Origin of the sequence: Pseudomonas sp. MWU12-2029 (assembly GCF_023242425.1) — a bacterium.
In the GTDB taxonomy this organism is placed as follows: domain Bacteria; phylum Pseudomonadota; class Gammaproteobacteria; order Pseudomonadales; family Pseudomonadaceae; genus Aquipseudomonas; species Aquipseudomonas kribbensis.
This window is the reverse complement of sequence record NZ_JALJDY010000009.1, coordinates 201,122-218,599: the sequence shown is the minus strand read 5'-3', so window position 1 is coordinate 218,599 and position 17,478 is coordinate 201,122. Positions and strand designations below refer to the sequence as shown.

The 17,478-nt window shown below is 61.0% G+C and carries 13 protein-coding genes; 7 read left to right on the top strand and 6 right to left on the bottom strand.

Going from position 1 to position 17,478, the window contains the following annotated elements; translation table 11 throughout:
• Positions 1-266: 266 nt before the first annotated feature.
• From M5B44_RS22355 to M5B44_RS22340, 4 genes are all read left to right on the top strand, one after another.
• The gene (locus M5B44_RS22355) at positions 267-2,183 is read left to right on the top strand and encodes a sigma-54-dependent Fis family transcriptional regulator (protein WP_248740519.1); all 1,917 of its coding nucleotides are present in this window, start codon (positions 267-269) and stop codon (positions 2,181-2,183) included.
• A gap of 70 nt (positions 2,184-2,253) precedes the next feature.
• Positions 2,254-3,603 (top strand): UDP-N-acetylmuramate:L-alanyl-gamma-D-glutamyl-meso-diaminopimelate ligase, encoded by a 1,350-nt coding sequence (gene mpl, locus M5B44_RS22350; RefSeq protein WP_007958628.1) that lies wholly within the window; start codon positions 2,254-2,256, stop codon positions 3,601-3,603.
• Positions 3,600-4,247: a flavin prenyltransferase UbiX gene (gene ubiX, locus M5B44_RS22345; RefSeq protein ID WP_085712297.1), complete on the top strand. Its 648-nt coding sequence runs from the start codon at positions 3,600-3,602 to the stop codon at positions 4,245-4,247. Before mpl ends, ubiX begins: the two co-directional genes overlap by 4 nt.
• Positions 4,240-4,524, top strand: a complete 285-nt coding sequence (locus M5B44_RS22340) for a YceK/YidQ family lipoprotein (RefSeq protein ID WP_248740518.1) — start codon at positions 4,240-4,242, stop codon at positions 4,522-4,524. Before ubiX ends, M5B44_RS22340 begins: the two co-directional genes overlap by 8 nt.
• 43 nt (positions 4,525-4,567) lie before the next feature.
• Here M5B44_RS22340 and M5B44_RS22335 read toward each other — a convergent pair whose 3' ends face one another.
• The 4 genes from M5B44_RS22335 to M5B44_RS22320 all read right to left on the bottom strand — a co-directional run bounded on the left by M5B44_RS22335 (position 4,568) and on the right by M5B44_RS22320 (position 10,394).
• The gene (locus M5B44_RS22335; protein WP_248740517.1) at positions 4,568-7,189 is read right to left on the bottom strand and encodes a hypothetical protein; all 2,622 of its coding nucleotides are present in this window, start codon (positions 7,187-7,189) and stop codon (positions 4,568-4,570) included.
• A 242-nt stretch (positions 7,190-7,431) separates the two neighbouring features.
• Complete coding sequence (locus M5B44_RS22330) at positions 7,432-8,073, bottom strand: oxidoreductase (protein WP_085712294.1); 642 nt, start codon at positions 8,071-8,073, stop codon at positions 7,432-7,434.
• A gap of 27 nt (positions 8,074-8,100) precedes the next feature.
• Complete coding sequence (locus M5B44_RS22325; RefSeq protein ID WP_248740516.1) at positions 8,101-9,828, bottom strand: C13 family peptidase; 1,728 nt, start codon at positions 9,826-9,828, stop codon at positions 8,101-8,103.
• 110 nt (positions 9,829-9,938) lie between these two features.
• Positions 9,939-10,394, bottom strand: coding sequence for a MaoC family dehydratase (locus M5B44_RS22320; protein WP_007909575.1), 456 nt, complete (start codon positions 10,392-10,394; stop codon positions 9,939-9,941).
• Between the two features lie 193 nt (positions 10,395-10,587).
• Here M5B44_RS22320 and M5B44_RS22315 point away from each other — a divergent pair, with 193 nt between their 5' ends.
• Genes M5B44_RS22315 through M5B44_RS22305 form a run of 3 tightly spaced genes read left to right on the top strand, consistent with a single transcriptional unit; the run spans position 10,588 to position 12,267 of the window.
• On the top strand, positions 10,588-10,950 hold the full coding sequence (locus M5B44_RS22315) for a CidA/LrgA family protein (protein WP_007958636.1): 363 nt from the start codon (positions 10,588-10,590) through the stop codon (positions 10,948-10,950).
• Positions 10,950-11,666 (top strand): LrgB family protein, encoded by a 717-nt coding sequence (locus tag M5B44_RS22310; RefSeq protein WP_096820777.1) that lies wholly within the window; start codon positions 10,950-10,952, stop codon positions 11,664-11,666. Before M5B44_RS22315 ends, M5B44_RS22310 begins: the two co-directional genes overlap by 1 nt.
• Positions 11,667-11,676: 10 nt before the next feature.
• A complete protein-coding gene (locus M5B44_RS22305) occupies positions 11,677-12,267 on the top strand; it encodes an LON peptidase substrate-binding domain-containing protein (RefSeq protein WP_134828221.1) in 591 nt (196 codons plus the stop codon).
• Positions 12,268-12,273: 6 nt separating this feature from the next.
• Here M5B44_RS22305 and M5B44_RS22300 read toward each other — a convergent pair whose 3' ends face one another.
• A complete protein-coding gene (locus M5B44_RS22300) occupies positions 12,274-13,704 on the bottom strand; it encodes a hypothetical protein (protein ID WP_248740515.1) in 1,431 nt (476 codons plus the stop codon).
• Between the two features lie 244 nt (positions 13,705-13,948).
• Positions 13,949-17,434, bottom strand: a complete 3,486-nt coding sequence (locus M5B44_RS22295; protein ID WP_248740514.1) for a TcdA/TcdB pore-forming domain-containing protein — start codon at positions 17,432-17,434, stop codon at positions 13,949-13,951.
• Positions 17,435-17,478: the final 44 nt, after the last annotated feature.

The window sequence follows — 17,478 nt, the reverse complement described above, 5'->3', positions numbered from 1 at the left end:
AACGCGCATGTGCGCTTGCTATAAGCGTAGAGCAAAGGTCGGGCCACTGCCGTGCAGCTCAGGCAAATCAAGGCCTTGCGTGTTTTGTGTCGGACAAATGGCAAGCGTCTGTGACGGTATCGGTACAGCTTGGGTGACAGTTTGTACCGCTTCTGGCACAACCCGTGACCGGGCAGTCTTGCCAGCATTGCAAAGACCGGTTGGCTGGAGGATGCTGGGCACCACTTCACGCATGGGCCGATGAGCCTCGGGGAGAATAATAAGAAATGCACGACAACCATTTGAGTCGCCATGCCCAGCAGGTTCTCACCGTCACCCAAGGCAAGCCGCACCTGCATGGCCCCGGTGCCGACCCGTCGATTGCCCGCTCGTGGCTGCGTTGTCTTGAGGACTATCACCTCGACCCGGCCCTGACCATGGCGCCGACCGTGCTCGAACACGGTCGTGTCCTCGAAAGCCGCGAGCGGCTGCAGCAGGTGTTGCAGATTGCCGGCAATGAAATGAGCAGCCTGCATCAACAACTCTCCGGCGCCGGCCACGCGGTGCTGCTGACCGACGCCCGCGGGGTGATCCTCAACTGCGTCACTGCACCTTCCGAGCGCAAGATTTTCGAACGCGCCGGACTGTGGTTGGGTTCCGACTGGAGCGAAGCCTGCGAAGGCACCAACGGCATCGGCACCTGCCTGGTGGAACGGCAGGCCCTGACCATTCATCAGGACGAACACTTTCGCGGCCGCCACACCGGGCTGACTTGCTCGGCGAGCCCGGTGTTCGACCCCCATGGCGAACTGCTGGCGGTACTCGACGTGTCCTCGGCGCGTCCGGACGTTTCGCGGCAGAGCCAGTTCCACACCATGGCGCTGGTCAATCTGTCGGCGAAGATGATCGAGAGCTGCTATTTCCTGCGCTGCTTCGATAATCAATGGTTGCTGCGTTTCCATCTCCAGGCCGAATCCGTCGGGCTGTTCAGCGAAGGGTTGCTGGCGTTCGACGGGGAAGGGCGGATCAGTGCGGTAAATCAAAGCGCATTGAACCTGCTCGGGCACATTCGTGGCGGCCTGCTCGGCAAACCGGTGGAGGCGTTTTTCGATTGTTCGCTGGATGAGTTGCTCGGGCGCGCCAGTGCCCACGCCAGCGCGAGCTGGCCGCTGCGTACCCGTGACGGGCGGCATCTGTTTGCGGTTTTGCGCGGAGAAGCGCGCAAGCCGTCTCCCGCCCTGCCGAAACCGGCAGTTCTCGAGGCGCCACGCCTGGCTGGCATTTGCCTGGGCGATGCCGGGCTGCAAGCGGATTTCCGCAAGGCCCTGCGGGTATTCGAGCGTGACGTGCCGCTGTTGATCAACGGCGAAACCGGCTCCGGCAAGGAAGCGTTCGCCAAGGCTGTGCATCAGGCCAGTCAACGCGCGAGCAATGCTTTCGTCGCCCTCAACTGCGCGGCAATTCCCGAAAGCCTGATCGAGAGCGAACTGTTCGGCTATCGCGGCGGCAGCTTCACCGGCGCGCGCAAGGACGGCATGCGCGGCAAACTGCAGCAGGCCGACGGCGGCACGCTGTTCCTCGATGAAATCGGCGACATGCCGTTGGCCTTGCAGACCCGGTTGCTGCGAGTGCTGGAAGACCGGCAAGTGGTGCCGATCGGCGGCGAGCCGGAAGCGGTCAACGTGCGGATCATCAGTGCCACGCATCGCAATCTGCTGGAGCGAGTGACGGGCGGCAGCTTCCGTGAAGACCTTTACTACCGGCTCAACGGACTGGAAGTGGCGCTGCCGCCATTGCGCGAGCGCAGTGACAAATCCCAATTGCTGGATTTCCTGCTGGCCGAAGAGGCGGGCGGGGAAGCGATCCTGATCGAAGACCCGGCGCGCCGGGCGTTGCTGGGGTTCAACTGGCCGGGCAATGTGCGGCAGATGCGCAATGTACTGCGCACGCTGGCGGCGTTGTGCGATGAGGGGCGGATCGGGCTGGATGACTTGCCGGCGATGTTCCGGCAGGTGCAGCCGCTGCTGGTCAAAGCCGACGAAGTGTCGTCCGGACAGCCGCTGGAGGATGCCGAACGGCTGGCGTTGCTCAATGCGCTGGAACACACGCGCTGGCACATGACCCATACGGCCGAGCAGCTTGGCGTCAGTCGCAACACCCTTTATAGAAAGCTGCGCAAACACGGGATCGCCCGCAGCGCCTGACCCCCTGAAAACGAGGATGCGGTTTTCCCCTGCCTGGGCTACCCTGCGGCCATGTTTTACGAGGTCGACTATGCACATTCATATTCTGGGTATCTGCGGGACTTTCATGGGCTCGATGGCGGTTCTGGCCAAAGAGCTGGGCCATCACGTGACCGGCTCCGATGCCAACGTCTATCCGCCGATGAGCACTCAGCTCGAAGCCCAGGGCATTCAGCTGACCCAGGGTTACGACCCGGCGCAGCTCGATCCGGCACCGGATCTGGTGGTGATCGGCAACGCCATGTCCCGCGGCAATCCGGCAGTGGAATATGTGCTGAACAAAGGCCTGCCCTACGTGTCCGGCCCGCAGTGGCTGGCCGACCACGTGCTGCAAGGTCGCTGGGTGCTGGCGGTTGCCGGTACACACGGCAAGACCACCACCAGCAGCATGCTCGCCTGGGTGCTGGAACATGCCGGCATGAGCCCGGGTTTCCTGATCGGCGGGGTGCCGCAGAACTTCTCGGTGTCGGCGCGTCTGGGCGGCACGCCGTTCTTCGTGATTGAGGCCGACGAGTACGACAGCGCGTTCTTCGACAAGCGTTCGAAGTTCGTCCACTACCGTCCGCGCACCGCGATCCTCAACAATCTCGAGTTCGATCATGCGGACATCTTCCCTGATCTGCCGGCCATCGAGCGGCAGTTCCACCACTTGGTGCGGACTATTCCGAGCGAAGGCCTGGTGATCCATCCGACCACCGAACCGGCCTTGCAGCGCGTGATCGAGATGGGCTGCTGGACCCCGGTGCAAACCACCGGTGCCGGCGGTCAGTGGCAGGTCAAATTGCTGAAGGATGACGGCTCGGCGTTCGAAGTGATGTTCGAAGGCGTCTCCCAGGGCGTGGTCGAGTGGGAATTGACGGGGCAGCACAACGTCGCCAACGCCTTGGCCACTCTGGCCGCAGCACGTCACGTCGGTGTCGTGCCGTCGATGGGCATTGCCGGGTTGAGCGCATTCAAGAGCGTCAAACGCCGGATGGAGAAAGTCGCGGAAGTACGCGGCATCACCATCTACGACGATTTCGCCCACCATCCGACTGCGATCGCCACAACCCTCGACGGTCTGCGCAAACGCATCGGCGATGCGCCGCTGATCGCGATCATCGAGCCGCGCTCCAACTCGATGAAGCTCGGCGCCCACCGTGACGGTCTGCCGGACAGCGTGGTCGATGCCGATCAGGTGATCTGGTACGCCCCGGCCAACCTCGGTTGGGATCTGGCGGGCACTGCCGCGCTGTGCACCGTGCCGTCGATCGTCAGCGATTCGCTGGAAGGTATCATCGAACGCGTGAAGAGCCAGGCTCAGCCCGGAACCCATGTGGTGATCATGAGCAACGGCGGTTTCGGCGGCCTGCACGGCAAACTCGCCGAGGCGCTGAAATGAACACTCGCTTTCAGGACGGCGGCCCGGAACGCATCACACTGGCGATGACCGGCGCGTCCGGCGCCCAGTACGGCTTGCGCCTGCTGGATTGCCTGGTGCGCGAGGATCGTGAAGTGCACTTCCTGATCTCCAAGGCCGCGCAACTGGTGATGGCCACCGAGACCGATGTGTCGCTGCCGGCCAAGCCGCAGTTGATGCAGGCGTTCCTCACCGAATACACCGGCGCGGCGGCCGGGCAGATCCGCGTGTATGGCAAGGAAGACTGGATGTCGCCGGTGGCCTCGGGCTCCGGGGCACCGGCGGCGATGGTCGTGGTGCCGTGCTCGACGGGCACGCTCTCGGCCATCGCCACCGGCGCCTGCAACAACCTGATCGAACGGGCGGCAGACGTGACGTTGAAGGAACGTCGCCAGTTGATTCTGGTGCCGCGCGAAGCGCCGTATTCGAGCATTCACCTGGAGCACATGCTCAAGCTGTCGAACATGGGCGTGACCATCCTGCCAGCCTCGCCGGGCTTCTATCACCAGCCGCAAACCATCGATGACCTGATCGATTTCGTGGTGGCACGGATTCTCAATCTGCTGGGCATTCCCCAGGACATGCTGCCGCGCTGGGGCGAGCATCACCTGAGCAGCGATGAATAAACTGCTGGTGATAGTGCTGGCGCTGCAACTGACCGGTTGCGCCACGGCACGCACACTCGATGCTGCCAAACCCGGCGCGCCGGTGGTGTACGCCGGCACGCGGCTGGATTTGTACGCCATGAACGGTGGCTGTTGCGCGATGGACCGGTTCGGTGCCGAGGCGCCGAGCTATCCCGGCATGGATCTGCCGGCCAGTGCATTGCTCGATACCCTGTTGTTGCCGCTGTCGGTGCTGACGGTACTGGGCGTCGGGTTCCAGGCGAGCGGGGGAATATGAAAAACACCGGCTCGATCAGGCAAGCTCGAGCCGATGATATCGCTTAAAGCAGGCTGATCAGCTCGGGCGGGAAAATGATGTCGGTGGAGAATACATCCTGTCCTGCCGGCATTTCGATAGTTCGTTTGCCGGCCTTCGCCGCCTCATCGATCAGCGCGTCATATTCGCCCCGGTTCAATTCTCCTGCCTGTGTCCTGGCCTCTATGACCTCTGCATGGCTCTGACCCGATCCCGTGGCGCGTTCAAGCGCCTGCGTGTGTACATCGTCCACGGTGGCCGCGCGGGTCATGTCTGAGTTGACCAGCCACACACGTCTCGACGTGAACCCGATGGAGGACATGGAAACATGGCCCTCCATTTTCATGCTCGGGAAGCGTGTCTGGTCGTCTGCCGGTCTTTTGTCGATCCGTGTCGGGTTATAGGCGCGATTGTCTTGCCCCGAGACGATCTCCACATTGCGGGTATCGAGCAGGTAGCAAAACGTCATGCGACGGGAGCGAGACAGCGAAGCGGCTTCATTAGTCTGACGGGGTTCGCTGCCAGTCAATGGACTGTCCGTCCGGGTATCGAGGGAGCCCGTTGCGTCATTGGACTCGTTTGCGTATTTCATGGCAGCCCTGAGACTGAACATCGCACTGACGGCTGTCTCGCTTGTAGAGCCCTCGATCGAAAGTGTTGGTGCAGCCATGGCCCCGGGACGGGCGATTTCGAAGGGCGTCCGGTTGTCCACCTTGAACACGGCTGGAATGTCGAGTCTGTACAGGTAATTATGCCTGTTGCGTTTAAAACCACCGTGCAGCAACAGCTCGCGAAAGAAGGGTGGGGTGAGGCTGTCTTTCAGGAGGCTGGTGCCTTCTCCCTGATTCCTCAACCTGATGATTTCGGCATGAAGCTCCGGCAAAAACGGGGCGAACTGTTTCGGGTTGGTTACGACCAGCGTTCGGGCCTGATGGGTTTGGACCCACCCGGGCAGCTCGTCATTGATCAGTTTGTTGAATTGTCCTGTTGGCGATAATTCTTTGCAAAGTCGCGCGAGTTGCTGCGTGGACAGATTGTAGGGCTGGAACCGGGCAATGACCTGCTCCCTTGATTTGAGCGGAGAGTCAGGGTTGGTCCAAAGCCGCAGGTATTCGAGCAACTCTTCACGCCGGGACGAGAGCTCCCGCTGCTTGACCCAGGCCGGCTGTTTCAGGTTCAGCGCGACGTCCTGACGAAAGCGCAGGATATCTGCGCCTTCGATCCGGTACAGGTTCCAGATATCGATGTCCCGCCAGTAGGGGCGAAACGCTCGTTGACTGGCGGAATACCTGATGGGGCTGACGATGGTCAGTCCGCTGCCTTCAGGAAACGCCACTTGGGTAAGAGGGCCATGGCTGTCGTCCAGCCCAGGCTTGCGTTGCATTTCTACATAGCCATGAAAGTTCTGGCTGTCGATGTCCCAGGTGTAGTGACTCTGATGGCCAAAACCCGGCGTGGCTTCCGTCGTCTCGGGAGTGTCGGGTGTGGGCGGGCGAGGCGAAGGCGTTTGCAGGGCGGGTGTTTCGGGTGTCGGCACGCGTGGCAATGAGGATTGCGGGGCCGGCGTGCTGCGATGCAAGGTGACCGAATCAAGGTATTTCACCCACTCGGCGGGAGTGCGCTTCTGAAGATCCAGGAGGCGATTGAACATGTCGCGGTCCATCTCCCGACCTGACCAGCGGTGCAGTTCGTCAAACAGATGGGTGTTTTCCATCCGCTGGGCCCGGACCCTGGCCCACTGAGGTTTCTTGCCGGTGCGCTCGGCTTCGGTGCGAAAACGGGAGATATCGGCGCCCTGCAGGCCATAGAGATCCCAGATGTCGCGGTCAGTCCATGCGGGCAGCAATTCTGCTGGCCGATCGATGGGGTGAGTGGGGGCCTCAACAATGACATACGATCCGTTTTCGTCCATGAAAGCATGATGCGACGGGGGGCCGACAGAGTCGCCCCGTCGCATTTTCCGGTGCATGACCACATAGCCATGGTGATTGGTTATGTCGTTATTCCAGACGTAGTTCAGGGTGTCGATGTAAACCGCTGTCATGTCCGATTGCGTCCGGGGCGCAAGTCCCTGTGCCGGGATGTCGTCCGGGTTTTCTGCTTGTCGGTGTACCACGGGCCCGATCATATCTCCGGTGTATGGAGGCTCGCCGACTCGCCAGGTATTGCTTTGCGGGTCGAACCGCAGGGCAGGACCAGAGGGATGCATTTCCTGTGGAAGCTTGGCCCGATAGGTGCCGGCGCCTTCGTCCCAGTCCACCATGACCGTGGTGGTCGTGGTGTATTGCACTTCGGCATAAATGCGCCCCCTGTGGACGCGCAACCCTTCGGTATTGGCGTCGGGCAAAAGCGTTCGCGTCTGTGGCGACAGTTCGTAGTGGCGGATTGAGTCGCTCGGGCGCGGATTGCTGGATGGAATGTGCTCACCTTCCCCAGGCGTGGGGATCAGGTCCTGAACCCGTACCGAAGGCAGCGTGTCGCTTGACGGCGGTAGTGTCGGCAACCGTGGCTCGGGCTGATGGGCGCGCGGTGCGTCGGGTCGAAGCCCTCCCGGAAGTTCAAGGCGCGGTGTGGATAAAAGCGGTGACGTCTCAAGGGTGCTGTGAGGTGCACCGGTATTTTTCGGTGATGGATTTTTGGGTCTCATCAGGGCGTCCTTTCATTGATTGCCTGAAGTCGGGGATTGCCATTCGATGACGGGATGGCAGACGCAGGCGTGCGGGGGCGCACGTTATCCATGAAAGGGAAGGGAGGTGTGGTAGATAGTTAGGGCACGGTTGCCGAATCGATTCGGCCTGTTTCAAAGGGCCAGCAGTTCAACACAAGATCCTCGAGCGTCATCGGAAGGTGACTGCCCGGACCCGCGTTGAACCACTGTGACAAGTGAGCTTATTTACCGAGTTTTCTCAGTTCATCCGACTCGACGATCCGCACCCCGTCCTGCTCCTCCAGCGCCAGCCGCCACATGGCCCGGGCCAGCTGGCAGGCTTCGATGCCGCGGTACTTGCCGGGAATCAATTTCGAAAATGGTGCGGCAAGCTGCTCGCCCAATCGTGGCTCGCTGCGATCACCCAGCAGCAATGAAGGCCGGCAAATGGTGAGCTGCGGCCAGTCCTGCGCGCGCAGTGCGTGTTCCATCTCGCCTTTGACGCGGTTGTAGAAAATCGAGGATCGGCGGTCGGCCCCCAGGGCACTGATCACGATCAGGTGCCGCGCACCCATTTCCCGGGCGCGTTTGGCGAATGCCACCACCATGTCCAGATCCACGGCACGAAACGCCTCTTCGGAGCCGGCCTGTTTGATGGTGGTGCCGAGGCAGCAGTAGGCAATGTCGACCCGGCCGGCCAGTTGCGGCAGGAACGTCTGTGGATCGCCGACCGGGTTTTCCAGATGCGGATGTTCGGCCAGCGGCCGGCGTGAAGGGGCCAGGACACGGGTGATCGTCGGCTCGTTGAGCAAACGGTCGAGCAGGTGCTCACCGGTCAACCCGGTGGCGCCGGCAAGCAAGACATGCTGAGGCGTCAAGTACATAGTGTCTCTCCCTTGATACTGTTCAGCTTAGTTGCTGTTTGTCGCTCCGTCGTTCAACGCAGCACTTTGCAACGCTTTTCTCGCTTGTTGTTTGCGCAGCAGTTGCCAGTGCGCGAGTACTGTTTTCGGTGCCCAGATCTGCGGTTCCGAGGCTTCGAAGTTGTCCGCCAGCTCGCGCTCGGCAACGGTGGCTTTGGCCAGTTTGAAGGCTTGCTCCAGATCGTCGGTCTGGTTCAGCGCCTGGGCAAACAGGGCATCGCCGAAATAGGTGAAGTTGGCCTCTTCTGAGCAGCCGAACGATACGCGGTCGGCGCGCGAAGCGGTCATGATCAGCGTGCGTTCGTCTTTAAGTGCCGGAATGAAACCACCGGAATAGCACGAGGAGATGACAATGATCTTGTCGCGGTTCTTCAGCGGCGCGAGCACGGCGGCCAGTTCGTCGGCGGGCAGGTCGGCCAGTTCCATGCGCGGCTGGTCGAGGACCAGTTCGTGTTCGGCGGTGCCGTGGCTGGTCAGATAGATGAACACCAGGTCTTCCGGGCCAGTGCGTTCGGCCAGGGTCAGGGCGGCGCGGCGCAGGTTTTCGCGGGTGGCCATCGGCCTGTCGCCGAGATGGTCGCGATGGTTGACCAGGCGGATCTGGCCAAAGGCGCCGAATCGGCTGGCGAGCATGTTGGCCACGTAATCGGATTCGCGCAGGAACACACTTTGCTTGCCGTCGCCGCCGAGAGTCAGGGTGTACAACTCCACCGCCGGGGTCGAGGCCGGCACATTGGCCAGCGCCTCGTCGAGCAGACGGCCCTGGGCCAGCAGGCCGAGTTCGAGGGTGTCGGGCAGCAACTTCCCATCGGCATCGCGCACGCGCTGACCGTTGATCCAGGTGCCGCTGAGTACGCTGCCGTCGGTCAGCACCAGAGTGCCCCGGCCCGCGTAGCTGTCGCTGTCGAAGCCGCCGATGTAGAAACTGCCGTCGGACAGGTTCAAGCGGCCCTGGCCACTGAAGCGCCAATCGTTGAAGTAGCCGATGTAATGGCTGCCGTCGGCGCCGATCAGTTCGCCTTTGCCGGTCAGTGCGCCTTCCTTGAACTGGCCGAGCCAGACGTCGCCGTCTGCATTTTCGTAGCGGCCCTTGCCGTGCAGTTGATTGTTCTTGAAGCCGCCGACATAGATGTCACCGTCGGCGCTGTTGAAGGTGCCGTTGCCTTCTAGCTGACCGTTGATGAAATGGCCGCTGAACTGATTGCCGCTGGCGTCGCCGCGCTGGCCTTCACCGTTGGGTTTGCCGTGGGCGAACTGACCCTGATAGGAACTGCCGTCGTCGAGTTCCAGACGACCGAGGCCGGAATACTGGTCGTCCTTGAATTCGCCGCGATAGGTCATCGCGTTTTCCTTGAGGGTGCCTTCGCCCTCGCGCCGGCCGAGCTTGAAACCGCCGGTGTAGCTGCCGCCGTGAGTGGTCAGCGTGCCCTGGCCGTCGAACAGGCCTTGCTGGAAGTTGCCGCGATAGACCTCGCCATTGCTGCCGTGCCATTCGCCCTGGCCGTGCCACTGACCCTTGTCGAACGTGCCCGCGTACCAGCTGCCGTTCGGGTAGTCGACCCGGCCCTGGCCTTGCAGCAGGCCGTTGACCAGTTCGCCGCGATAGCGTCCGCCGTCGGGCAGGCGTGCGTCCGGGGGCAACAGCGATTCGCCGTCGCCGCAAGCGGTGAGCATCAGGGTCAGGGCAAGCGGTGCAAGAGCAGCAAGTTGGCGCATAGCGGGATCCGGGCAATTAGGCGACCGAGTATGCCGTAGCTATGTGACCTTATACAGCCGGCAGGGAGGAGTGGATGCGAAACCGCGTGAGCCGTTTCGCATCCTGGCACTCAGACGAAGCAGAGTGACAGTGGTTCGGCGATGTAGGCCGGTTTGTCCGAGCCTTCGATCTCCAGGGTGGCGGTGGCCTTGAGCAGCCACTGGCCGGGTTTCTTCTCGGTCACTTCACCGAGGTCGACCTTGAGCCGGACCTTGGAATTGACCTTGACCGGCTGGATGAAACGCACGCTGTCCAGACCGTAGTTGACCACCATCTTCACGCCTTGCGGCAGGATCAGGATGTCTTCCATCAGTTTGGGGATCAGCGACAACGACAGGAAACCGTGTGCAATGGTGCTGCCAAATGGCGTTTGCGCGGCTTTGACCGGGTCGACATGGATGAACTGATAATCCCCGGTGGCTTCGGCGAACAGGTTGATGCGCTCCTGATCGATGGTGAGCCATTCGGAACGTCCGAGTTCCTTGCCGACATAATCTTTGAGCTCTGCAACTGGAACATAGGGCATTGAGACTCTCCTTGGGTTCATCGGTTTTATAGTTTTTCAGGTGGGGGATTTGACCGCCCTGCGAACCACTGTAGATCATCATGGCGATTTGCTCAGGTCAACCGACCATGCTTTTGGCGAATGCCGATCCATAGCGCAGGCGTGCTTATAATGCCGGGCCCGTGCTTGGCGGGATGTCGGACGGAGATGACGGATGTTGCTACGCGGCCTGACCATGCTGGTGCTGTTTCAATTGCTCGGCACGGCCCTCAATCATTTGCTGTTGCCGGTGCTGCCGGGGCCGATCATCGGCCTTTTGCTGTTGCTGGTATTCCTGATCGTGCGCGGTGAAGTCGGCGAGCCGCTGAACCTTGCCGCCGGCAGTCTGTTGCGCTATCTGCCGTTGTTGCTGGTGCCGCCGGCGGTGGGTGTGATGGTTTACGCCACGGCGATTGCCGCGGATTTCTGGGCCATCGTCGGTGCGCTGGTGGTCTCGCTGATTCTGTCCATGGCTTTCGCGGGGGTGCTGATGCAACGGCTGGTCAAGCGTCACGCGCCGCATTCGGAGGAGTCCTGATGCTGTTCGACTGGCAAGGTGCCTGGGCGTCGGTGATTCACCATCCGCTGTTCGGCATCGGTATCACCCTGGGTGCCTATCAACTGGTACTGGCGGCGTTCGAGAAAACCCGCTGGATCTTCCTGCAACCGGTGCTGGTTTCCATGCTGCTGGTGATCGGTGTGCTGGTCGGTTGCGGCCTGACTTACGTCGAGTACCGCAAGAGCACCGAGATCCTCAGCATTCTGCTGGGCCCGGCGACCGTCGCGCTGGCGGTGCCGCTGTATCTGAACCTGCGGCGCATCCGCCAATTGTTCTGGCCGATTTTTACTACGCTGGTGATAGGCGGGGTGGTCGCCACGGGCATGGGCGTGGCGCTGGGCTGGTGGTTCGGTGCCGATCACATGATCCTGATGACCATGGCGCCCAAATCGGTGACCTCGCCGATCGCCATGCTGGTGGCCGAGCAGATCGGTGGCGTCGCGGCGCTGGCCGCGGTGTTCGTGTTGATCACCGGGGTGATCGGCGCGATCTTCGGTCCGGCCCTGCTGACCCGCCTCGGCGTGCACAGCCCGGAGGCGCGCGGCATGGCGCTGGGCATGACGGCGCATGCGGTCGGTACGTCGGTGGCGTTGCAGGAAAGTGACGAGTGTGGCGCCTTCGCGGCACTGGCGATGAGTCTGATGGGCGTAGCCACGGCGGTGTTCCTGCCGTTGGCGGTGTCGATGGTGGTGTAAGGAAATGTCTATGAGTCTGCCGCTTTTTCCGCTGAACACGGTGCTGTTTCCCGGCTGCAATCTGGATTTGCAGATCTTCGAGGCGCGCTACCTGGATATGATCGGCCGCTGCATGAAGCAGGGCGGCGGGTTCGGTGTGGTGTGCATCCTCGAAGGCCATGAAGTCGGCGCTGCCCCTGAAGGTTTCGCCATGGTCGGTTGCGAAGCGCGGATCACTGATTTCCAGCAGCAGGACAACGGGCTGCTGGGCATTCGGGTGCAGGGCGGGCGCCGCTTTCTGGTGCAACGAACCGAAGTGCAGCGTGATCAACTGATCTTGGCCGAGGTCGAGTGGCTGGACGAAGAACCCGAGCAACCCTTGCAGGATGAAGACGCCGACCTGGTGGCCTTGCTCAAGGCCCTCGCCGAGCACCCGATGGTCGAGGCGCTGAACATGGGCATCGAGGCGGCAGGGCAGCAGTCGCTGGCCAATCAACTGGCGTACCTGTTGCCGTTCGCCGAGGAGGACAAGATCGACCTGCTGCAACTCGACGACCCGCAGCAGCGCCTGGATGCGATCCAGGCGCTGCTCGACGAGTTGCAGGGCGAGTTGTTCGCCTAGAGCGGCTTATTCGGGCCAGACGATATCGTTGGCGAACCACTCCTTGCCCCTGTCCAGTGTCAGGATCGGCTTGCCTGCCAGGGCAACCTTGTCGATCAGGGCGTCATACTCATGTCGGTTGAATGCACCACTGTGGGTGCGCTCTTCAATGGAATCGCCGTATTGAACCTGCTCGCCAATGTCATCGACCTTCGCGGCCCGAGTGAAGGTTGAGTCGAGCAACCACAGGCGCTGCGACTCGATGCCCCGCTTCGAGGTCGATATCAGTGCTTCGAGTTCATCGTCGGGAAACCACGCACCTTTGCGGGTGGCTGCGTCATTGAGGAAGTGGTTCTCCTCCCTGGGGACCACTTCCAGCTTTCGCGTGTCGATGACGTAGGCAAATACAAACTGCTGATTGTGGCGGATCGTTTCGTAGTTGCGCTCGGAGTCCAGTTCCACGTCGGATACATCAGACCAGTCGTTGTCCGATTCGCCCGACTCGACATCGGGCTCGCCGGGCTTTCTGCCGGGGAATTTGTTTTTCTGGTTGTTGTAGCGCAGGTATTCCGGATCGGGGGGCCTGGTACCACGGCCGGCGTATCCCCTGACGAGTTCAAGGCTGACCGTGGCGCTGATCGGCTTCTCCGTTGTCGCGCCACGGGGATGCTTCAGGCGCGGTAGCATCCGGCTGTCGTTATAGAACTCGAAAGGCGTGCGCTCATCGCCCCTGAACAGAGCGGGAATGTCGGTGCGGTACAGACAATCGCTGCTGTTGCGCAAATAACCCAGCTTCGCAAGAAAGGCCTCCAGAAACGCTCCGCTGACACTTTCATCGAAGTCGCCAAGACCGTGGTGCAGCAGCTTGCCGTTGCGCAATGGCAGGAGCAGCGGTTCGATTTCCTGGTGGAGCGCATCGAAGCGGGTCGGATCGTTTACGTCCATTGAGCGAAGCTTGTGGCTGTCCGCCCAGCGGGGAAGCATCAACGGATTGGCGATCAGGTCGTCACGCAGTTGAACGTGCTGGCGGGGGGAGAGATTGTAGGAGCGCAACAGTACGACGCGTTCACCGTGAGTCATTTGTGGATACAGCCGCTTGAAGTGTTCGTTCAACAACTCGGTGGTGGCGGCTTTCAATTGTATCGGTAGCGGTTCGGGCGAAGGTTGCTTGCTCGACACAGGCGCTGCGCCGTCCGAGTCCGTCGGATGTGGTCGTTTCAGCGGCCTGGACAGGCTCCACGTTGTCTCACCGGTATTTCGGTAGAGGGCCGGACCGGGCGCGAGCTTCTTGTAAAGATCCATTGCCCGGTAAGTGCCCAGGCTGTTATCGAACTCCACGTATACCGTGCCGACCTCTTTCACATCGACGAACCGGCGCCCGACGATGTAACGCAGGCCTTCTTCGTTGGCCGGTTGCATGTTGCGCAACAGTCCGGGGTTCAACAGGTAGCCGTTCAAGCTCGTGGGTGTTTGCCGGGAGCCCGCTGGCAAGTCCGATATCTGTACACGAGGTGGTTCGGATGTGCCGGCGGGTGGCGGGGTATGCCCCGGGTTTTGCCCACGTGAAGTGAACGGATCGGGTGATTGATGTTGCGGCGGCTGTGGAAGCAGTGGCCGTAACCGGGGTGGTTGAGCGAGCGGGTCGACAGGCGTGTTTGGTCTGTGAGGGCTGGTCGGCGCGGGTGGTTTGGGTCGCATGGTGTCATTCCTTGACGATGATCAGGTGCTCGATCGGTATCGAGCGGGAGGGAGCACTTTCCGAGCTCCAGACATGGGTGTCGGTGTTGTAGAAGATGCTGGCGGGAGTCCCGTCGCGCAGACGAATGTTGCGAACCTGCACGTGGCGGGTCTCGAGTTCGTCACGTTGTTGATGATCAGCGATGTCCTGGATGATTGCCTGAACCGATGAATAGGTGCGGGCATCCACGGCGTAGAGACCGATCACCTCGAACAGGGCGTTGATCCTGTAACGGTTCCCCGATGTGACCACCACCTCGACGGTTTCCAGTGGCAACGCCGGGTCGTTGCTGTCCGGCAGATGAATCCGGATGCTGCCGACCTTCAGCAGGTTGTCCTTGATGGAGAGGTCGCGCGAGGCGACCCTTTCCTGCAGATGCCGTGTGTGAATGTGCCAGGTGGAGGAGCCTGAAATAGGGGTGTCTGCTTCGGCGGTGGATAGGCGGACGGAGGTGTGACTGGCGGGAAACAGCTCATAAGTCGAGGAGCGTCCTTCCAGCCAGTAGGTCGCCTGATGTTCGGCGGCCTGAAAGTCGATGCGTTGTGGCGTTGCCTTCAAGGTGCGCTTTTCGACGGATGGCCGGACGAAAACGTATTTGCCGGCCCGCTCGCGCAACGAAGCAGGGCTCTGGATAACGGTGTAACCATCGCGCTTTGCGTCCTCGAAATATGAATTGCGAGGGACGTCGAGCTGATAGGAAACGCCGTCTCGCATGATTAGCGTCACGGGATGAATCATTTGCCAGCCGGAGGCCATGATCCCGGCGCCCATGTCGCTTTTTTTGCCTGGATGCTCTCTGACTACGCCATGCAGTGAAAGCAACCCTCCACTCTTGAACGTGAGGGTGAAGTAAACGTTCGAGTAGTGGAGAAAGGTGAACGTATTGGCTTCTGCTCCTGTAACGGTATAGATGGCCCGGACTTCGTTGATTTCCGTGCTGTCACGATCGACATAAAGGGTGCTGCGGGTGGGCGAGTCCTTTTGCCCTGCCACCAGGATCGTGTGATAGATATCGCGGGAAACGAAATAGTAAGAGTGTGCCTTGTCTGACAGTTTGTAAGGACGATCATTGACCGGCGCCGGTGAAGGCTTGGTGATGCCGGCAGTCAGTACGCTGATACTCAGGGAGCAGTCGTCCAGGTCCGTGATTTCGCCCGGCCATAGCGGTTGCAGGTGATAACCGTCCTGGGTGACGAATGTCCATTTGTCATTGCGCAACAAACGTTTATCGCCAACCGTCCGGTACACCGCTTCGAGGGTCAGTTTCCGTCTTGGCGAGCGCACATCGTCGTCGCGGATTGATTCGATGACCAGAGCTTCGTTGCGGACTGTCCAGCTCTGGATGGCCTCCAGCGAAACGCCCAGATAGACCCGACTGGGTTCCTGGCCGTCTTCAGTGATGGAAACCTTGTGGCTGCTCGGGTCGAGATGGTAGGTGTCGCTGCCGCTTCCGCCATCGACCATGACATGCAGGCCGCGCACGGAAATCTGGTCATCCCCGGCACCGGCTTCGACACGGTCATTGCCGTTGGCGGCGATGATGTCCGCCTGAACGGAGCCGGTCACGCGGTTGGTTGCGCCGGCCAGTGTCTCGACCTTTTCGATGGACTTGAGGGTCGAGAGCAACACGGGTGGCCGGGTCGGGTCGACGGGCCACAGCGAAAGCCTGCCGTTTTTCAAGTCGATGTCATAGCCCCGGTGGCGCGGCGGGTCGGGGATATGATCCAGATGCCTGTGCGCGCCCTGCAGCCACAGCAGGTCGACGCCGTCCCCGCCCGACAGTTCGCTGGTCTTGACCGGATCATTCGAAAGAATTTCGGAGGCCGACTGAAAGATAAAGGAGTCATCCTTGTCGCCTCCATGCAGCACTTTGCGGCCGGTGCCATAACTGAAGAAATTGGCTTTGCTCCGCAGGCCCTGCACGGTGTCATGGCCGCCACCGAGACTCCAGAACACGCCTTTGGCCGGATCGCTTTTTGCCTTGGAATGAACGGAGTCCGATGTCGGCAGGCCCTCTCTCGCATCGTAAGTGTCATCGGTGTCGACGATGGCCGGCAGGTTTTCGATCTTGTATGGCGACTCGCCCTTTTTCCACTCGTAGTGATAGATGCGAGTGGGCCGCAGCTTGACCTCGAACCGGCCGTTGACAATCGCGTCGACGCTATCCTTGAGTTCATTGTCAAGCCAGGCGAGGCTGCGGGTTTTCAAGGCTTTGGCATAGTCGACGGTGGTCTTGGCAATCAGGTAGCGATCCATCAGCGCCTTGTCATTATCCTGACCCGTGAACGCAAACCAGCCGGCACGCCAGCGTTCGTTCACGGTCAGTTCGATGTAGTCATCGATATCGTCGACTGCCCGCACTGCACCATAGATTCTCGCCCCGGCAATCATGATCGCGGCGGCGGCGATACCCACCGGACCTGCCGCCTGGAACCCCGCCAGTGCCGCGCAGCCAAGGGCCAGCGACAGCACGCCACTGAATACGCTCAACCCGCCGGTGACATACAGATCCTGGGCCGCCTTGCCCTGAGTCTTGGCTGCATCGTTGAAGGATTTGATGGCGGTGTAGATATCAAAGGGCAACGTCAGCACGCTGGCGATCAATCCGGCTCCGCGACACAGCCACTTGCCCATGGAGGTCTTGCCGAATTGTTCGAAGGCCATGGATCCCTGGCGGATCATGTGCTCTCCGGTCTTGCCCAATGCGTACTCGACACCCAATGAGGTGATTTCCGCGAGCCCTCCGCCTACGTTGATCAGCGCTTCACCCAGATCGCCTTTTTTCAAGGCGTCGATGGCGCCGACGTAAGCACTGTAGAGCCCGTATGCCTGCAATCCGACGCCCATGGTGGTCATTGAGCTGCTTTTGGCCTTGTCGACCCAGCCCGGTAGATGCTCAGGCATCGGGTTTCGACGAATGTCGAGGCGTTGGGTGGCATTCAGCAACTGGTTGATCTTGTTCATGGCCTCTGCGAACTCACCGGTGGGCATCTCACGCATAAGCGGTGGCGCGTCAGGGGAGCGCTGGGTGGCGATTTCGTACAGCAGGGGCGCAACCTGAGCGTTTTCCTTTGATGGAATGGATCTCAAGCGCTGCTCGATCTGGGCCGTGTCGAATTCCAGTCCGTCGATGAACGACTGGTCAGGCTGGGGAAAGTAGGTGTTGGCCGCCGCGATGGGGGCCCCGCCGATTTGGCCACCCAAGGCTTGAAGCGTCTGGCGACTGACGCTGAATTCTCCGATGCGCAGAGGGCCGAACAGGGCGTCGAGATCCGCAAGCCCGGGTTTTTCACCCGAGGGCTTGAGCGGCGGCTCCGGGGGGATGTTCAGGTCGGATATTTTGATTGGGGCTGACGCTCGGTCAGTCCAGGAAAGATCGTTCGGTTGATTCATCAAAGTCATTGCTCTTCTCACAAGTCCGTTTGTGGTGCTGCTGCCGGAATGTGGCATGGGGCACGGACTTGTTCATGAGCATTTGCTTTGCCAGATGTTTG

What these genes read in the sequence shown, in the direction of transcription:
- M5B44_RS22355 (WP_248740519.1), top strand. Translation starts at nt 267, where the DNA reads ATGCACGACAACCATTTGAGTCGCCATGCCCAGCAGGTTCTCACCGTC.
- mpl (WP_007958628.1), top strand. Translation starts at nt 2,254, where the DNA reads ATGCACATTCATATTCTGGGTATCTGCGGGACTTTCATGGGCTCGATG.
- ubiX (WP_085712297.1), top strand. Translation starts at nt 3,600, where the DNA reads ATGAACACTCGCTTTCAGGACGGCGGCCCGGAACGCATCACACTGGCG.
- M5B44_RS22340 (WP_248740518.1), top strand. Translation starts at nt 4,240, where the DNA reads ATGAATAAACTGCTGGTGATAGTGCTGGCGCTGCAACTGACCGGTTGC.
- M5B44_RS22335 (WP_248740517.1), bottom strand. Translation starts at nt 7,189, where the DNA reads ATGAGACCCAAAAATCCATCACCGAAAAATACCGGTGCACCTCACAGC.
- M5B44_RS22330 (WP_085712294.1), bottom strand. Translation starts at nt 8,073, where the DNA reads ATGTACTTGACGCCTCAGCATGTCTTGCTTGCCGGCGCCACCGGGTTG.
- M5B44_RS22325 (WP_248740516.1), bottom strand. Translation starts at nt 9,828, where the DNA reads ATGCGCCAACTTGCTGCTCTTGCACCGCTTGCCCTGACCCTGATGCTC.
- M5B44_RS22320 (WP_007909575.1), bottom strand. Translation starts at nt 10,394, where the DNA reads ATGCCCTATGTTCCAGTTGCAGAGCTCAAAGATTATGTCGGCAAGGAA.
- M5B44_RS22315 (WP_007958636.1), top strand. Translation starts at nt 10,588, where the DNA reads ATGTTGCTACGCGGCCTGACCATGCTGGTGCTGTTTCAATTGCTCGGC.
- M5B44_RS22310 (WP_096820777.1), top strand. Translation starts at nt 10,950, where the DNA reads ATGCTGTTCGACTGGCAAGGTGCCTGGGCGTCGGTGATTCACCATCCG.
- M5B44_RS22305 (WP_134828221.1), top strand. Translation starts at nt 11,677, where the DNA reads ATGAGTCTGCCGCTTTTTCCGCTGAACACGGTGCTGTTTCCCGGCTGC.
- M5B44_RS22295 (WP_248740514.1), bottom strand. Translation starts at nt 17,434, where the DNA reads ATGCCACATTCCGGCAGCAGCACCACAAACGGACTTGTGAGAAGAGCA.